The following is a 17,144-nucleotide window of genomic DNA, read 5'->3' on the forward strand; positions in this document are numbered from 1 at the left end:
TTAAACCTCCTCTTTACTAAATTGTCTATTATGCTGATCAAGAGCTATTAAAAGCACAGATATATCTGCTGGAGATACACCAGCAATTCTAGACGCCTGACCTACATTCAATGGTTTCATTTTATCCAATTTTTGAATTGCCTCAGTTCTAAGTCCTTTTACTTCTCTATAATCAAATTCACCTGGCAATAATTTACTTTCCATCTTTTTAAACTGCCTTACTTGTTCTAACTGCTTTTCTATGTATCCTTCATATTTTGACATTATATTTACTTGTTCTTGAACATCTATTGGAAGTTCTGGTCTATTTTCGTCTAATTCACTCACTGTAAAGTAGTTAATCTCAGGTCTTTTTATTAACTCATATAAGCTTATTGGCTTTCTTAATGGAACTGAATTTATTTCTTCTAAAAATTTGTTAACTTCTTGCTTATTTGTTATTTGCAACCTTTTAATTCTCTCTATTTCATTCTCTATAGATGTCTTTCTATTTATAAACTTATTATATCTCTCTTCAGTTACAAGACCAGCTTTATAGCCAAGCTCTGTAAGTCTTAAATCTGCATTATCTTGTCTTAATAATAGTCTATACTCTGCTTTAGATGTCATAATCCTATACGGCTCTTCAGTTCCTTTAGTAACTAAATCATCAATTAAAACTCCAATATAAGCATCAGATCTTCTTAGGATTAAAGGCTCTTGATTCTTAACTTTTAATGCAGCATTTATACCAGCAATTAGTCCTTGAGATGCTGCCTCTTCATATCCTGAACTTCCATTCATCTGTCCTGCTGAGAATAGTCCATTAATATTCTTAAGCTCTAAAGTAAGCTTTAATTGTGAAGGATCTAAACAATCATATTCAATAGCATAAGCTGTTCTCATCATTTCCGCATTTTCTAAGCCTGGAACAGTTCTTATCATTTTAATTTGAACTTCTTCTGGAAGAGAACTTGACATTCCTCCTATATATAACTCCTCAGTATCTTCCCCTTCTGGTTCAATAAATATTTGATGTTGAGGTTTTTCCGGAAACCTCATAATCTTATCTTCAAAAGATGGACAATATCTTGGTCCTACACTCTTAATTGATCCATTATATAATGGTGACCTATCTATATTATCTATTACCGTCTGTTTTGTTTCATAGCTAGAATATGTTAAATAACATGAAATTTGATCTCTATCTATTTTTCCACTCATAAAAGAAAATGGTACTATTTGTTCATCACCTTTTTGTTCAATCATCTTAGAAAAATCTACAGATTTTCTATTAATTCTTGCAGGTGTACCTGTTTTAAATCGTCTTAATTTTAAACCATGTTTTATTAAATTATCAGATAAAATATTAGCTCCTGAAAGTCCACTTGGTCCAGATTCATAACTAACTTCTCCTATGATTATCTTCGACTTTAAGTATACTCCGGTACATAAAACTATAGCCTTTGTCTTATAGTAAGCTCCAGTTCTAGTTAAGACTCCTTTAACTTTAGTATCTTCTATATCTATTTCAACAATTTCTGCTTGTTTTAAATCTAAATTATCTGTAGTTTCTAAAATATGTTTCATTCTTCCTGAATATTGCTTCTTATCAGCTTGTGCACGTAATGAATGTACTGCTGGCCCCTTTGAAGTATTTAGCATTCTTGATTGAATGAAAGTATAGTCAATATTTATTGCCATTTCACCACCTAAGGCATCAATTTCCCTCACTAAATGTCCTTTTGCAGTTCCACCTATATTAGGATTACATGGCATCATAGCTACACTTGCCAAATCTGTAGCACATACTAATGTCTTCATTCCCATTCTAGCACTAGCAAGTGCAGCTTCACAACCAGCATGACCGGCACCAACTATAACAATATCATATTCCCCAGCAAAGTAACTCATATTTTCCTCCCCTTATTTACCTAAACAGAATTTAGAGAATATTTTATCAATTATATCCTCTTCTACAGTATCCCCTGATATTTCTCCTAAATGACTCCATGCATTTCTTAAATCAATAGATGCAAGGTCTATTGCAAAGGTATTATCTAATGCATTAATTGCAAATTTTAAGCTCTCTTCAGCCTTTATTAATGCTTCTTTATGTCTTGAATTAGTGACCATTATCTCTTTTGCTTTAACTTCACCCTTAAAGAATAATTCTTTTATAACTTCTTTAAATCTATCTAATCCTTCTCCGCTCTTAGCTGAAATATTTATTATGTATTTTGAGTTTAATTCTTTTATATCTTCTTTATTTATTTTAGACTTTAGATCAATTTTATTCAATAAAACAATGTAGTTTTTATTTTTAATAAATTCTATTATGTCTCTATCTTCTTCGCTAAGTTCTCTACTTACATCTAAAACTAAAACTACAAGGTCAGCACTGATTATTTTTTCTCTAGATTTTTCTACTCCTATTTTCTCTACTAAATCTTCAGTACTTCTAATACCAGCTGTATCTATTATCTTTATAGGTATTCCTTCAACATTTATATACTCTTCAATTACATCTCTAGTAGTCCCTGGGATATCTGTAACAATAGCTCTAGTTTCCATCAGTAGCTCATTTAAAATAGATGACTTACCAACGTTAGGTTTACCTACAATAACTGTACTCAATCCTTCTCTTAAGATTTTTCCTTCATCAGCATTGCTTAATAAATTTTGTATATTTTCGATTATAGTTTGTGTTGAAATTTTAGCTCTATCTGCAGTTACTTCTTCTAAATCATCTTCTGGATAATCTACTGTAGCTTCTATATGTGCAATAACTTCTAATAATCTATCTCTAATTATAGATATTTCCCGGGAAAGTTTCCCACCTGATTGCTCTAATGCAGACTTTGCACTCAATTCTGTTTTTGCAGTTATAATATCTATAACTGCCTCCGCTTGACTTAAATCAATTCTTCCATTTAGGAATGCTCTTTTTGTAAATTCTCCTGGTAAAGCAAGTCTAGCGCCAGCCCTCACTACTTCTTCAAGAATTCTTTTAGTAACTATAACTCCACCATGACAATTAATTTCTACTGTATCCTCTGCTGTAAAACTTCTTGGTGCCTTCATATAACTTATAATAACTTCATCTAACTTTTCACCATTTTCTATATCTATAATAAATCCATATCTCATAGTATAAGTTTTCATGTCATCTAAACTTCTACCATTTTTACCTCTAAATATATTATTTACTATACTTAAAGACTTATCTCCAGATACTCTTATAATTGATACTCCGCTTTCCCCTAAGTTTGTTGCTATAGATGCTATTGTATCAAATTCCTTCATCCTTTACATCCTTTCCATGATTACTAAAATTTTTTATATGTATATTACGCATTTAGGCAATGACCTCTTACTAAATCAGTAACTAGAAAGCTTTTTATCTTTATTCTGAAGTTATTACTGTAAATAGCAAGAGATAAAATTAAAGGAAAGCCTCTTAGGCTTTCCTTTTTAAGTCAATAATAACTTTTCTATGCGGCTCATCACCTTCACTATATGTGATAATTGATGAATCATTTTGTAGTGCAGAATGAATTATTCTTCTCTCATAAGGATTCATAGGTTCTAGCTTAACTGCTTTACGATTTTTCTTTACCGTTAAAGCTATCTTACCAGCAAGCCTTTTTAAAGTTTCTTCTCTTTTAGCCCTATAATTCTCAGTATCTATTGTAACTTTTTTATATACTCCTTCATTGTTCTTATTAACTACTAAACTTGCTAAATATTGAAGGGAATCTAACGTTTCTCCTCTATATCCTATTATTAATCCCATATTAGGTCCTGTAAGATTAATATTTAATACATCATTTTCTTCTGTAATATGTATTTCAGCAAGTATATCCATTGAATTTAGTATATCCGTTAAAAAGTTTTTTATATCATCCTTATAATCATTTTTTACTATTAATTCTACTTTTGCGTCTTTACCTTTAAATAGTTTAAATAAACCTTTGCTACCTTCATTAATTATATTCACTTCTACTCTATCTTCAGTAACATTAAGTTCTTTTAAACCATTTTGAATTGCTTCTTCTACAGTTTTACCTGTTATTTCTATAGATTTCATATTTATCAAAGACACCTGCCCTTCCCATTAATTAAATAAGGCAAATTTCTAGTATATCATACTGCTTCCTTTGTAACTGGCTTCTTATCCATTTTTTTCATGAGTAAAGTTTGACTTACTTGCACTATACTATTAGTTACCCAATATAATACTAATGCTGTTGAAAATTTAAAACTCATAAATGTAATCATTATTGACATACCTATAGACATAGTTGCAGTTTGTTTTTGCTGTGCACTATCTGCATTTTTAGATGTCATTATTACAGTTGAATAATATGTTAAAGCTCCAGATAATAATGGAAGAATCCATGTTGCAGGATTGTTCATAACTGCAACTCCCATTAACTTAAGTCCTAAAAAAGTTGCATTAGCTATTTCTGGTTCATTAGTTCCTAAATTATTAAATACATAATATAATCCTATAAGAATTGGCCATTGAAGTAATAGTGGTAAGCATCCACCTAATGGATTTACCCCATTTTCTTTATACAATTTTGCTACTTCTTGTTGTTGTTTCTGAGGATCTTTTTTGTACTTTTCTTGAACCTGTTTAAGTTGTGGTTGTATCTCACTCATTTTAACTTGTGATTTGATTTGCTTATAATTTAATGGAAATAATACCAATCTTATAATTATTGTTACAAATATAATTGTTAATCCGTATGAAATATTAGGATTTGCAATTAAACTTTGAACTCCTCTATGTATTAAACTAAAAAATTCAACTAGTATATTGTTTAAAAAATTAGTTTTAAGAGCAGCCATTGCGGGGCTTATAAAAAAAATATCCAATTGAAAACCTCCTTAAAATTATTTAACAGGGTCATATCCACCTGGATTAAATGGATTACATTTTAGAATCCTTTTTATAGACATAATGCCTCCTTTTAATACTCCATACTTTTCTATAGCTTCGATGGCATATTGAGAACAGGTTGGATAGAATCTACAACTAGGTCTCTTTAAAGGAGAGATATATCTTCTATAAAATTTTATTAGATTAATAAAAATTTTTTTCATATTTAATTATATAAACCTGCTTTCTTTAATAGGTTTATGAGGGAATTTTCTATCTCAATATAATTTTTTCCTTTTGTTGTATTTCTAGCGATAAAAACTAAATCATATCCATTTTTTAAGTTATTAGAATTTAATCTATAACTTTCACTTATTAATCTTTTAACTCTACTTCTAACTACGCTATTTCCAACTTTTTTACTAACAGATATCCCAATCCTAGTCTTATCTATATTAAAATTGTTTTTAAATATATACAGCACTAATAAATAATTAGAATATGACTTTCCTTTTCTATAAACTCTTCGAAATTCAATATTCTTTCTTATTTTCTGTTCCTTCTTCATTATTTAAAAGCTCCTTTTTTTCTGCAATTGCAGAAAAAGGGCACTAAAGCGGCCCTTTTATGCTGTCAATTTCTTTCTTCCTTTTTGTCTTCTTTTTCTAATGATGTTTCTTCCTGATAAAGTTCTCATTCTTTTTCTAAAACCGTGTTCTTTTGATCTTTGTCTTTTCTTTGGTTGATATGTCATCTTCATGAGTATCCACCTCCTTAAAAATATTAATTGCAACTTTACTCTTTTATATATGATGTTTAGATAAATTCATATCTTTCTAAAAAGTAGTTTTACTATTAAATTATATATATCAACCTTAATTATGTCAAGATTATGCTTAATTGTTGATACTTTTTTATTTAAAAACTTTTTTTTGTGGATAACTCCTTGAATACAAGTTATTCTTTTGATATTATTAATCTTGAATTGTTGATAACTTTTTTAGGATTTAGTTATTAACAGGTTGTGGACAATTCTGTTGATAACTTGTTCAATTTATTTTATATCACTATTTTACTCTTTTGATTTTTGACTATTTTTCTGATTTTATTCATATTTTATGCTGTTAATATATACATATTTTTTCTTGTTGATATTTTTATTGTTTAAATATTTTTCAACAACATTATAAACATGTGAATATTTATTTGACTATTTGTCAACAACCTATAATATAAGTGTATAAGTTGTTAACAAGTTGTTTATTTCATATTTATTATCTATATTATATTGGCATATTTTTATAAAAAAATTTTTATTTTTTTATTTTATAGACTGGAGGCCACAAAATGGATGCCCAACTAGAACAACTATGGATAAAAACCCTAAACATAATTAAGGGGGAACTTACAGAGGTAAGCTTTAATACTTGGATTAGAAGTATTATACCTATTTCTGTAGATGATAATACTATACAATTAGAGGTTCCTAATGATTTTACAAGAGGCATTCTTGAAAGTAGATATAGGGATTTAATTGTTAATGCAATTAAGCTTATTACATCTAAAAAATACAGTATTGTCTTCTTAATTGCATCTGAAGATACTTCTGAAAATGAAAAAACTGCTACTAACCAAAAACAAAAAAATTCTAATATAGTAGTAAATGATGAAATGTCTTCAACTTTGAATCCTAAATACACATTTAGTTCTTTCGTCATAGGTAATAGTAATAGATTTGCTCATGCTGCATCACTAGCAGTTGCTGAAGCTCCAGCTAAAGCCTATAATCCATTATTTATATATGGTGGTGTTGGTCTAGGAAAAACTCATTTAATGCACGCAATTGGTCACTACATATTACAAAATAATCCAAAATCAAAAGTAGTATATGTATCATCTGAAAAATTTACTAATGAACTTATAAACTCTATTAAAGACGATAAAACTGTTGAGTTTAGAAATAAGTATAGAAATGTAGATGTTCTACTAATAGATGATAGCCAATTCATAGCTGGTAAAGAGCGTACTCAAGAAGAGTTCTTCCACACTTTTAATGACCTTCACGAAGCAAACAAGCAAATTATCCTATCTAGTGATAGACCACCAAAAGAAATTTCTACCTTAGAAGAAAGACTTCGATCTAGATTTGAATGGGGTTTAATTGCTGATATACAAGCTCCTGATTTTGAAACTAGAATAGCCATTCTAAAAAAGAAGGCTGATGTTGAAAATCTAAACATACCTAACGAAGTAATGGTCTATATTGCAAATAAAATTAAATCTAATATTAGGGAGTTAGAAGGCGCTTTAATTAGAATCGTAGCATATTCCTCATTAACAAATAAAGATATTAGCGTAGAATTAGCAGCTGAAGCTTTGAAAGATATTATTTCTAATGAGCAAAATAAACCAGTTACCATAGATCTAATTCAAGATGTAATTGCTAATTATTTTAGTCTAAAAATAGAAGATCTTAAATCTAGCAGAAGAACTCGAAATATTGCTTATCCTAGGCAAATTGCAATGTATTTAAGTAGAAAATTAACTGATATGTCTTTACCAAAAATAGGCGAAGAATTTGGAGGAAGAGACCATACAACAGTTATTCATGCTTATGAGAAGATTTCTAACTCTTTAAAAAAGGATGAATCTTTAAAAAACGTTATTAATGATTTAACTAAAAAGATAAATAATAAATAACTAACATTTGTTTATAATATAAGTTTAATTCTATGTTGATAAAATTAAAACGTAATAGTTATACAAATTATTGTGGATAACAGTGCTTTTTGACACCTTACTTATCCACAATAATTTTTGCTTTAATTTTGGTGCTATTACTAGGCTTGAACTACTTATCAACATATTCACACTCCCTACTACTATTACTACTATATTTTTTAATTAATATCTTATCTATTTAAACAAATATTACATGTGGATAAAGGAGGTACTTTATTAATGAAATTCATATGTACTAAACATAAATTACAAGAAGCTATATCAATAGCTCAAAAAGCTGTTACAGGTAAATCACCAATGCCAATATTACAAGGAATTTATATATCTGCTAAAGACAATCAACTTACATTAATAGGGTCAGATATAGATTTAAGTATTGAAACTAAAATTGAAGTAGAAGTTACTGAAGAAGGAAGCATAGTTGTTGATTCAAAAATATTTGGAGAAATAATAAGAAAATTACCTAATAGCACTGTTCAAGTAAGTACTAGTGAAAATAATTCTATTGAGATCATTTGTGAAAAATCTAAGTTTAATCTTATACATATGGATGCAGAGGAATTTCCTAATCTACCAAAGATTAATGAGAATATAATATTTACTCTTTCACAAAAGACTCTAAAAAATATGATAAAAGGCACTATTTTTGCAATAGCTCAAGATGAAACTAGACCTATACTTACAGGAATATTATTTGAAGTTAATAATGAAAAACTCAATTTAGTGGCACTTGATGGATATCGATTAGCACTAAGAAGTAATAATATAACAAATGAAAATACGATAAATGCTGTTATTCCAGGAAAAACATTTAGTGAAGTGGCTAAAATATTAAGCGAAGATGATGTGAATGTAAATATAACATTTACACCTAATCATATCTTGTTTAATTTAGGCGAAACTAAGATTATATCAAGATTATTAGAAGGAGAATTTATTAAGTATAACTCCATAATACCAGAAGAATATAATTTACAAGTAACTGGAAAACGTACAGACTTATTAAATTGTATAGAAAGAGCTTCACTTATGGCAAAGGACGGAAATACTAATTTAATCAAGTTTGATATAAAGGATGATGCCTTAGTAATCACATCCAATTCTCAATTGGGAAGAGTTAGGGAAGAATTAAGTATATTATTGCAAGGAGATGAACTTCAAATTGCATTTAATTCAAAATACCTTATAGATGTTCTCAAAATTCTTGAGGATGATGAGATAGTGTTAGAGTTTTCAAGTAGTGTAAGTCCGTGTGTAATTAAAAGCAAAGAAAATAATGGATATACTTATTTAGTACTACCAGTAAGACTGTTAAATAATTAACAGGATAATTATTGATTATGAAGGAGCTTGTTGAATTATGAAAGAGATTAAAATACAAACAGAATTTATAAAGTTAGATGCTTTTCTAAAATGGGCTTCAATTGTATCAATGGGTTCAGTTGCAAAAATGGTCATTCAAGATGGAGAAGTTAGTGTAAATGGAGAAATAGAAACAAGAAGAGGTAAAAAATTAATTAAAGGTGATACTGTAGAGTTCGACGGAGAGAAATATATAATTGTTTAGAGATATAACATTTAAGTTAGAAATAATATGGTATAATTGAATAGGTGTATTTATGCATGTTGAAAAGTTAATTCTAAAAAACTTTAGAAATTACGAAGATTTATCATTAAACTTAGATAAAGGTATAAATGTTTTTGTAGGAGATAATGCTCAAGGTAAAACCAATATTGTTGAGGGTATTTATTATTGTAGTCTAGGAAAATCCCATAGAACAACTAAAGATAAAGAACTTATAAAATGGGGAGCTAAAGAATCATATATTAGCTTGTATGTTTCAAAAGAAAGACTAGATAAAAAGATAGATATCAAAATATTCAAAGAAGGTAAAAAAGGAGTAAGGATCAATTCTATAAAGCTAAATACAATATCTGATCTTATAGGTGTATTTAATGCTGTAATATTTTCGCCAGAAGATTTAAAAATAGTAAAAGAATCCCCATCTTATAGGAGAAAATTTTTAGATATTGAACTATGTAAATTAAATAAAAAATATTATTATAATTTGGTTCAATACAATAAGGCGTTAAATGAGAGAAACTCTGTTTTAAGAAAATGGGTAAGTGGCAAGGATATTATAGAAGTATACGATAAGCAAATGAGTAAGTTTGGAAGTTATATCATAAATGAGAGATTAAATTACTTAAAAAGTCTTAATGAAAAAGGAAAACTTATTCATAGAGAAATAACCTCAGAGAAGGAAGAAATAAGTTTTGATTATATTTCTCCAGTAAGAGAGTGCAGTAGCATTGCTGATGAGCTTTTCAAACTTTTAAGTGAAAATAGACAAAAAGATATAGAAAAAGGAATAACCTCATTAGGTCCACATAGAGATGATTTTTTAATAAGTATTAATAAAATTGATACAAGAAAGTTCGGATCACAAGGGCAACAGAGAACATCTGTGTTGACAATAAAGTTTGCATCACTAGAGATAATAAAAGAACAAAGTGGAGAGTACCCTGTGCTGTTATTAGATGATGTATTGTCAGAACTAGATTTAACTAGACAAAAATATATATTAAACTCTATTAAAAAAGTTCAAACCATAATAACAGGCACTGGAATATTTGATATTAACAATTATTTAAAAGATGACATAAAAATATACAAAGTTAATAACGGAACGGTTATTTTAGATACTTAAGGAGGATATATATGTTTTTACATTTAGGGGAAAATGTAGTAGTTCCATTAAAAGATATTATTGGAATATTTGATACAGAAACTACCATGTATAGTACAGATACTATTCAATTTTTAAGAATGGCTGAAGAAGATGGTTTTGTGGAAAGAATAACAAAAGAAAATCCAAAATCATTTGTCGTGGCAGAGGTAGATAAAAAGAGTAAAATATATCTATCCCCAATATCTTCTTCCACTTTGACTAAGAGAACAGAAAATATGTTCTATGAACCTAGAGAGTAAGTTAGGAGGATGTTCATGGAGAATAAGCAAAGTTATGATGAATCACAGATACAAGTACTGGAAGGATTGGAAGCTGTTAGAAAAAGACCAGGGATGTATATCGGGACAACAGGCTTAAGAGGGTTACATCATTTGGTATATGAAATTGTAGATAATAGTATAGACGAGGCTATGGCTGGTGTTTGTAAGAACATAAGTGTGTTTATACATAGAGATAATTCTATCACAGTTGAAGATGATGGAAGAGGAATGCCGGTAGGAATTCATCCAAAGATGCAAAGACCAGCTGTAGAAGTAATAATGACTGTACTACATGCTGGTGGAAAGTTTGGTGGAGGAGGATATAAGGTATCTGGTGGTCTTCACGGAGTTGGAGCATCTGTTGTTAATGCTCTATCAGAGTACTGTAAAGTAGAAGTAAAACGAGAAGGACATATATGGTCACAAGAGTACGCAAAAGGTAATGTAATGACGGATCTGGAAATTATTGGAGATTCTGATGACCATGGTACTGCAGTTAATTTTAAACCAGATAAAACAATCTTTGAGGAAACTGAGTTTGACTATGACACATTAGCACAAAGATTAAGAGAATTAGCATTTTTAAATAAAGGAATTAGAATTCGCCTCGCGGATGAAAGAGCAGAGAAAGAAAAGAAAGATGAATTTTACTATGAAGGTGGAATTAAGTCTTTTGTATCTTACTTAAACAGAAATAAAGAAAAGATACATAATGAGCCTATCTATGTAGAAGGAAATAGAGAAGAGTATATAGTTGAAGTTGCACTTCAATACAATGATACTTATAACGAAAATATATTCTCCTTTGCAAATAATATTGATACTATTGAAGGGGGAACTCATCTATCTGGATTTAAGACAGCTCTTACAAGAATATTAAATGATTATGCTAGAAGATATGGTTATTTAAAAGAAAATGACAAAAATCTATCCGGAGATGATACTAGAGAAGGTCTTACTGCAGTAATATCAGTTAAGCTTACTGATCCTCAATTTGAAGGTCAGACAAAAACTAAATTAGGAAATACTGAAGTTAGAGGTATTGTTGATTCAATCGTAGCTGAATCAATAAGTAGCTTTTTAGAGGAGAATCCTGGAACAGGTAAAGTTATCATAGAAAAATCGCTAACTGCTGCAAGGGCAAGAGAAGCAGCTAAAAAGGCTAGAGAACTTACAAGAAGAAAGAGTGTTTTAGAAAGTACAACTTTACCTGGAAAACTTGCTGATTGTTCATCTAAAGATCCAAAAGAATGCGAGATATATATCGTCGAAGGAGATTCTGCGGGAGGTTCAGCAAAGCAAGGAAGAAATAGAAGATTTCAGGCTATTTTGCCTCTTAGAGGTAAAATATTAAACATAGAAAAACAGAGACTAGATAGAATATTAGCTTCTGATACAATAAAATCTATGATAACAGCATTTGGTGCAGGAATAGGAAAAGATTTTGATGTAGAGAAGATAAGATACGACAGAATAATAATAATGACCGATGCTGATGTAGATGGTGCCCATATAAGAACTCTTTTATTAACATTCTTCTATAGATACATGAAAGAATTAGTTGAGAAAGGTCATGTATTTATCGCTCAGCCACCTTTATACAAGATACAAAAAGGAAAACAAATTAAGTATGCTTATTCAGATGATGAACTTCAAAAAGAATTAGAAGAAATGGGCGGAAAAGATAAGAATACTGATATTCAAAGATATAAAGGTCTTGGAGAGATGGATGCAATACAATTATGGGAAACTACTATGGACCCTGAAACAAGAACATTGCTTAGAGTAACAGTAGAAGATGCTATGATGGCAGATGAGATATTTACAATCCTTATGGGAGACAAAGTAGAACCAAGGCGTGAATTTATACAAGAAAATGCTAAGAAAGTTGTTAACTTAGATATATAAGGCAATGAAGAGGTGTTGAAATGAACAACGAAGGTCATGTTTTACCGATAGATATAAGTTATGAAATGAAAAAAAGCTATATAGATTATGCTATGAGTGTTATTGTAGGTCGTGCTCTTCCAGATGTTAGGGATGGTTTAAAGCCAGTTCATAGAAGAATACTTTATTCTATGCATCAATTAGGATTAACACCAGATAAGCCATATAGAAAATGTGCCAGAATCGTTGGCGACGTTTTAGGTAAATACCATCCTCATGGAGATACAGCTGTATATGATGCATTAGTAAGATTAGCACAAGATTTCTCAATTAGATATACGCTAGTAGATGGTCATGGTAACTTTGGTTCTGTTGATGGTGATGGAGCTGCTGCAATGAGATATACCGAAGCTAGAATGCAAAAGATAACTGCTGAAATGCTTAGGGATATAAATAAAGAAACAGTAGATTTTATACCAAACTTCGATGAAGAAGAATTTGAGCCTGTTGTGCTTCCGTCTAGATTTCCAAACCTACTTGTTAATGGTTCATCAGGTATAGCTGTTGGTATGGCTACCAACATACCACCTCATAACTTAACAGAGGTTATAAATGGAATAAATATGCTTATCGATAATTCTGATGTTACTATTTCAGATTTAATGACAGAAATAAAAGGACCTGATTTTCCAACTTATGGAATGATAGTAGGTAAATCAGGAATACGAGAAGCCTTTGAAACTGGTCGTGGAAAAGTAATAATGAGAGCTAATGCTGAAATAGAAGAACATAATGGCAGAAATAAAATCATAGTTACAGAAATACCATATCAGGTGAATAAAGCTAAGTTAATTGAAAATATAGCTGATTTAGTTAAAGATAAAAAAATAGTTGGAATCTCAGACCTCAGAGATGAATCAGATAGAGATGGTATGAGAATAGTAATAGAGCTAAAACGTGATGCTAATCCAAATGTTATATTAAATCAATTATATAAACATACAAAAATGCAAGATAGTTTTGGAATAATAATGCTAGCACTAGTTGATGGGGAACCACAAGTATTAAATCTAAAACAAATATTAGAGTATTATATAGAATTTCAAAAAGAAGTTATAAAAAGAAGAACTCAATTTGATTTAAATAAAGCTTTAGCAAGAGCTCATATTTTAGAAGGACTAAGAATAGCACTAGATCATATTGATGAAGTTATAAAGCTAATCCGTAGTTCAAAAACAACTAGTGATGCAAAAGAAGGCCTTATGAGTAAATTTGGACTTTCAGAAAAGCAAGCTGTAGCTATTCTTGATATGAGACTGCAAAGACTTACTGGACTTGAGAGAGAAAAAATAGAAGAAGAATATAATGCTTTAATGGAGCTTATAAAGTATCTTGAAGAAGTATTATCAGATAAAAACTTGTTATTAAAGATAATTAAAGATGAGTTAAATGAAATAAAAGCAAAATATGGTGACGAGAGAAGAAGTAAAATAATAGCTGGTGAAGGTAATGGTATAGATGATGAAGATCTAATACAAGAGAAGGATGTAGTAATAACTCTAACTCATGCTGGATACATTAAAAGGCTTCCTATGGAAACTTATAGTTCACAAAGACGTGGTGGAAGAGGCATACAGGCAATGACAACCAAAGAAGATGATTTTGTTGAACATATAATTACAACTACTACTCACAATAATATCTTATTCTTTACAAATCTAGGTAAGGTATATCAGCTAAAGGCTTATCAGATACCAGAAGCAGGAAGAACAGCTAAAGGAATGAATTTAGTTAATCTAATACCTTTAGATGCAAATGAAAAAATTCAAGCTGTTTTATATATAAACGAATTTGCTGAAAATAATTATCTTATCATGGGAACTAAGAAGGGACTTATAAAGAAAACGTCACTTGATAAGTACTCATCCATTAGAAAAAATGGACTAAATGCTATAAACCTAAAAGAAGATGATGAACTTATAAGTGTTAGAGTTACCACTGGAGAATGCCAAATTATCTATGTAACTAAAAATGGATATGCTATAAGATTCGATGAAAATGATGTAAGGCCAATAGGAAGAACTGCATCAGGAGTAAAAGCAATTGATTTAAGAGAAGATGATGAAGTTGTTGGAATGGAAGTTGCAGAAGAAAAGCAAGAGCTTCTAGTAGTAAGTGAAAATGGATATGGAAAAAGAACTCACATAGAAGCATATACTCTTCAAAGAAGAGGTGGAAAAGGAGTTATAACTTATAAAATTTCTGATAAAACAGGAAAAGTTATAGGAGCTAGGATTGTTAGTGATGAAGAGGAAATTATGCTTATAAACACTAATGGAATAGCTATAAGAATAAATGTATCTGGAATCTCAAGTACTAGCAGAAATGCTATGGGAGTAACATTGATGAAAACTACAGAAGATGAAAAGGTAGTTACTATGTCAAAAGTGAATATAACTGGAGAAGATATAGAAGATACATTAGATGATGAAGTAAAGCATAATGAAACAGAAGATAGCGAAGCTAATTCTGATATTGCTATTATAGAAAATGATAGTAATGAAGAAAATGAATAATTAAAAAGTTGTATAGTAAAGAGGGTTTTGCTTTAATGCAAGGCCCTTTTTAATTTATATAGAATTTATAAATCCATTATATAATTAAGAATTTTACATTAAATGGTATGATTTATATATTAATCATACGTATACATTGCCTGGAGTATCTATATATGATATAAGAATATAATTAGAGGAATATAAAGAAATAGCTATATAATTTCACTAAATGAGATAAAAATAAAAAGATGATTGAATAAATTTTGATAAGATATTCCTTGTCGCTTCGAGAGAGCGAAGAAAAAACAATATCAGCTAAAAGAAAGTTGTTGACAAAACAACTTGAAGTTGATACAATAACTAAACTGTCGAAAGACAGTAAAGAAAATTTGGTCTTTGAAAATTAAACAGAATTAAGGTAAATAAAATGCCAGTCAAAAACTTTAAGTAATGAGTAACAGATTAAACTTTTAAATTGAGAGTTTGATCCTGGCTCAGGACGAACGCTGGCGGCGTGCCTAACACATGCAAGTCGAGCGATGAAGTTCCTTCGGGAACGGATTAGCGGCGGACGGGTGAGTAACACGTGGGTAACCTGCCTCAAAGAGGGGGATAGCCTCCCGAAAGGGAGATTAATACCGCATAACATTATCTTCTCGCATGAGAAGATAATCAAAGGAGCAATCCGCTTTGAGATGGACCCGCGGCGCATTAGCTAGTTGGTGAGGTAACGGCTCACCAAGGCGACGATGCGTAGCCGACCTGAGAGGGTGATCGGCCACATTGGAACTGAGACACGGTCCAGACTCCTACGGGAGGCAGCAGTGGGGAATATTGCGCAATGGGGGAAACCCTGACGCAGCAACGCCGCGTGAGTGATGAAGGTCTTCGGATTGTAAAGCTCTGTCTTTGGGGACGATAATGACGGTACCCAAGGAGGAAGCCACGGCTAACTACGTGCCAGCAGCCGCGGTAATACGTAGGTGGCAAGCGTTGTCCGGATTTACTGGGCGTAAAGAGTATGTAGGCGGATATTTAAGTCAGATGTGAAATTCCCGGGCTTAACCTGGGCGCTGCATTTGAAACTGGGTATCTAGAGTGCGGGAGAGGAAAGTGGAATTCCTAGTGTAGCGGTGAAATGCGTAGAGATTAGGAAGAACACCAGTGGCGAAGGCGACTTTCTGGACCGTAACTGACGCTGAGATACGAAAGCGTGGGGAGCAAACAGGATTAGATACCCTGGTAGTCCACGCCGTAAACGATGAATACTAGGTGTCGGGGGGTACCACCCTCGGTGCCGCAGCAAACGCAATAAGTATTCCGCCTGGGGAGTACGGTCGCAAGATTAAAACTCAAAGGAATTGACGGGGACCCGCACAAGCAGCGGAGCATGTGGTTTAATTCGAAGCAACGCGAAGAACCTTACCTAGACTTGACATCTCCTGAATTACTCGTAACAGAGGAAGCCCTTCGGGGCAGGAAGACAGGTGGTGCATGGTTGTCGTCAGCTCGTGTCGTGAGATGTTGGGTTAAGTCCCGCAACGAGCGCAACCCTTATCGTTAGTTGCTACCATTAAGTTGAGCACTCTAGCGAGACTGCCTGGGTTAACCAGGAGGAAGGTGGGGATGACGTCAAATCATCATGCCCCTTATGTCTAGGGCTACACACGTGCTACAATGGCCGGTACAACGAGAAGCAAACCCGCGAGGGGGAGCCAAACTAAAAAACCGGTCCCAGTTCGGATTGTAGGCTGAAACTCGCCTACATGAAGTTGGAGTTGCTAGTAATCGCGAATCAGAATGTCGCGGTGAATACGTTCCCGGGTCTTGTACACACCGCCCGTCACACCATGAGAGCCGGTAACACCCGAAGCCTGTGAGGTAACCGCAAGGAGCCAGCAGTCGAAGGTGGGATTGGTGATTGGGGTGAAGTCGTAACAAGGTAGCCGTAGGAGAACCTGCGGCTGGATCACCTCCTTTCTAGGGAGAAATGAAAGCTCACAGCTTTCATAGACTGGAAATAATTTATCCTTAATTCTGTTTAATTTTGAAAGACTAATGTCTTTCTAGGAAGCTA

15 protein-coding genes and 1 rRNA gene are annotated in these 17,144 nt (G+C 31.7%); 9 read left to right on the forward strand and 7 right to left on the reverse strand.

Annotated features, from left to right (window positions below; genetic code table 11):
- The 7 genes from mnmG to rpmH all read right to left on the reverse strand — a co-directional run bounded on the left by mnmG (position 1) and on the right by rpmH (position 5,627).
- Entirely contained in the window at positions 1-1,893 is a 1,893-nt protein-coding gene (gene mnmG, locus ACX0KU_RS05120) for a tRNA uridine-5-carboxymethylaminomethyl(34) synthesis enzyme MnmG (protein WP_472991814.1), read from the reverse strand.
- Between the two features lie 12 nt (positions 1,894-1,905).
- Positions 1,906-3,285: a tRNA uridine-5-carboxymethylaminomethyl(34) synthesis GTPase MnmE gene (gene mnmE, locus ACX0KU_RS05125; protein WP_472991815.1), complete on the reverse strand. Its 1,380-nt coding sequence runs from the start codon at positions 3,283-3,285 to the stop codon at positions 1,906-1,908.
- A 154-nt stretch (positions 3,286-3,439) separates the two neighbouring features.
- Positions 3,440-4,069 (reverse strand): RNA-binding cell elongation regulator Jag/EloR, encoded by a 630-nt coding sequence (gene jag, locus ACX0KU_RS05130; protein ID WP_472992409.1) that lies wholly within the window; start codon positions 4,067-4,069, stop codon positions 3,440-3,442.
- 56 nt (positions 4,070-4,125) lie between these two features.
- Positions 4,126-4,863: a membrane protein insertase YidC gene (gene yidC, locus ACX0KU_RS05135; protein ID WP_472991816.1), complete on the reverse strand. Its 738-nt coding sequence runs from the start codon at positions 4,861-4,863 to the stop codon at positions 4,126-4,128.
- A gap of 18 nt (positions 4,864-4,881) precedes the next feature.
- Complete coding sequence (gene yidD, locus ACX0KU_RS05140) at positions 4,882-5,091, reverse strand: membrane protein insertion efficiency factor YidD (protein WP_472991817.1); 210 nt, start codon at positions 5,089-5,091, stop codon at positions 4,882-4,884.
- A 2-nt stretch (positions 5,092-5,093) separates the two neighbouring features.
- Entirely contained in the window at positions 5,094-5,435 is a 342-nt protein-coding gene (gene rnpA / locus ACX0KU_RS05145; protein WP_472991818.1) for a ribonuclease P protein component, read from the reverse strand.
- Positions 5,436-5,492: 57 nt separating this feature from the next.
- Positions 5,493-5,627 carry a 50S ribosomal protein L34 gene (gene rpmH / locus ACX0KU_RS05150; protein ID WP_472991819.1) on the reverse strand — a complete coding sequence of 45 codons (135 nt, stop codon included), beginning with the start codon at positions 5,625-5,627 and terminating at the stop codon, positions 5,493-5,495.
- A gap of 587 nt (positions 5,628-6,214) precedes the next feature.
- Between rpmH and dnaA the strand changes: the two genes are divergently transcribed.
- The 9 genes from dnaA to ACX0KU_RS05195 all read left to right on the forward strand — a co-directional run bounded on the left by dnaA (position 6,215) and on the right by ACX0KU_RS05195 (position 17,047).
- A complete protein-coding gene (gene dnaA / locus ACX0KU_RS05155; protein WP_472991820.1) occupies positions 6,215-7,567 on the forward strand; it encodes a chromosomal replication initiator protein DnaA in 1,353 nt (450 codons plus the stop codon).
- A 261-nt stretch (positions 7,568-7,828) separates the two neighbouring features.
- A complete protein-coding gene (gene dnaN / locus ACX0KU_RS05160) occupies positions 7,829-8,932 on the forward strand; it encodes a DNA polymerase III subunit beta (RefSeq protein WP_472991821.1) in 1,104 nt (367 codons plus the stop codon).
- A gap of 37 nt (positions 8,933-8,969) precedes the next feature.
- Positions 8,970-9,176 (forward strand): S4 domain-containing protein YaaA, encoded by a 207-nt coding sequence (yaaA, locus tag ACX0KU_RS05165; protein WP_472991822.1) that lies wholly within the window; start codon positions 8,970-8,972, stop codon positions 9,174-9,176.
- 52 nt (positions 9,177-9,228) lie between these two features.
- The gene (gene recF, locus ACX0KU_RS05170; RefSeq protein WP_472991823.1) at positions 9,229-10,320 is read left to right on the forward strand and encodes a DNA replication/repair protein RecF; all 1,092 of its coding nucleotides are present in this window, start codon (positions 9,229-9,231) and stop codon (positions 10,318-10,320) included.
- Between the two features lie 11 nt (positions 10,321-10,331).
- Entirely contained in the window at positions 10,332-10,601 is a 270-nt protein-coding gene (remB, locus tag ACX0KU_RS05175; RefSeq protein ID WP_472991824.1) for an extracellular matrix regulator RemB, read from the forward strand.
- Between the two features lie 9 nt (positions 10,602-10,610).
- Positions 10,611-12,530 carry a DNA topoisomerase (ATP-hydrolyzing) subunit B gene (gene gyrB, locus ACX0KU_RS05180; RefSeq protein ID WP_472991825.1) on the forward strand — a complete coding sequence of 640 codons (1,920 nt, stop codon included), beginning with the start codon at positions 10,611-10,613 and terminating at the stop codon, positions 12,528-12,530.
- A gap of 20 nt (positions 12,531-12,550) precedes the next feature.
- On the forward strand, positions 12,551-15,085 hold the full coding sequence (gene gyrA, locus ACX0KU_RS05185) for a DNA gyrase subunit A (RefSeq protein WP_472991826.1): 2,535 nt from the start codon (positions 12,551-12,553) through the stop codon (positions 15,083-15,085).
- Positions 15,086-15,330: 245 nt separating this feature from the next.
- Entirely contained in the window at positions 15,331-15,474 is a 144-nt protein-coding gene (locus tag ACX0KU_RS05190; RefSeq protein WP_472991827.1) for a hypothetical protein, read from the forward strand.
- Between the two features lie 64 nt (positions 15,475-15,538).
- Positions 15,539-17,047, forward strand: a 16S ribosomal RNA gene (locus ACX0KU_RS05195).
- Positions 17,048-17,144 lie beyond the last annotated feature (97 nt).

The organism is Clostridium sp. X, assembly GCF_055755365.1.

Excerpts from the sequence above, each read along its gene's own strand:
- yidD (WP_472991817.1), bottom strand. The coding sequence starts at position 5,091 with ATGAAAAAAATTTTTATTAATCTAATAAAATTTTATAGAAGATATATC.
- jag (WP_472992409.1), bottom strand. The coding sequence starts at position 4,069 with ATGAAATCTATAGAAATAACAGGTAAAACTGTAGAAGAAGCAATTCAA.
- gyrB (WP_472991825.1), top strand. The coding sequence starts at position 10,611 with ATGTTCATGGAGAATAAGCAAAGTTATGATGAATCACAGATACAAGTA.
- gyrA (WP_472991826.1), top strand. The coding sequence starts at position 12,551 with ATGAACAACGAAGGTCATGTTTTACCGATAGATATAAGTTATGAAATG.
- yaaA (WP_472991822.1), top strand. The coding sequence starts at position 8,970 with ATGAAAGAGATTAAAATACAAACAGAATTTATAAAGTTAGATGCTTTT.
- dnaN (WP_472991821.1), top strand. The coding sequence starts at position 7,829 with ATGAAATTCATATGTACTAAACATAAATTACAAGAAGCTATATCAATA.
- recF (WP_472991823.1), top strand. The coding sequence starts at position 9,229 with ATGCATGTTGAAAAGTTAATTCTAAAAAACTTTAGAAATTACGAAGAT.
- rnpA (WP_472991818.1), bottom strand. The coding sequence starts at position 5,435 with ATGAAGAAGGAACAGAAAATAAGAAAGAATATTGAATTTCGAAGAGTT.
- mnmG (WP_472991814.1), bottom strand. The coding sequence starts at position 1,893 with ATGAGTTACTTTGCTGGGGAATATGATATTGTTATAGTTGGTGCCGGT.
- dnaA (WP_472991820.1), top strand. The coding sequence starts at position 6,215 with ATGGATGCCCAACTAGAACAACTATGGATAAAAACCCTAAACATAATT.
- rpmH (WP_472991819.1), bottom strand. The coding sequence starts at position 5,627 with ATGAAGATGACATATCAACCAAAGAAAAGACAAAGATCAAAAGAACAC.
- mnmE (WP_472991815.1), bottom strand. The coding sequence starts at position 3,285 with ATGAAGGAATTTGATACAATAGCATCTATAGCAACAAACTTAGGGGAA.
- remB (WP_472991824.1), top strand. The coding sequence starts at position 10,332 with ATGTTTTTACATTTAGGGGAAAATGTAGTAGTTCCATTAAAAGATATT.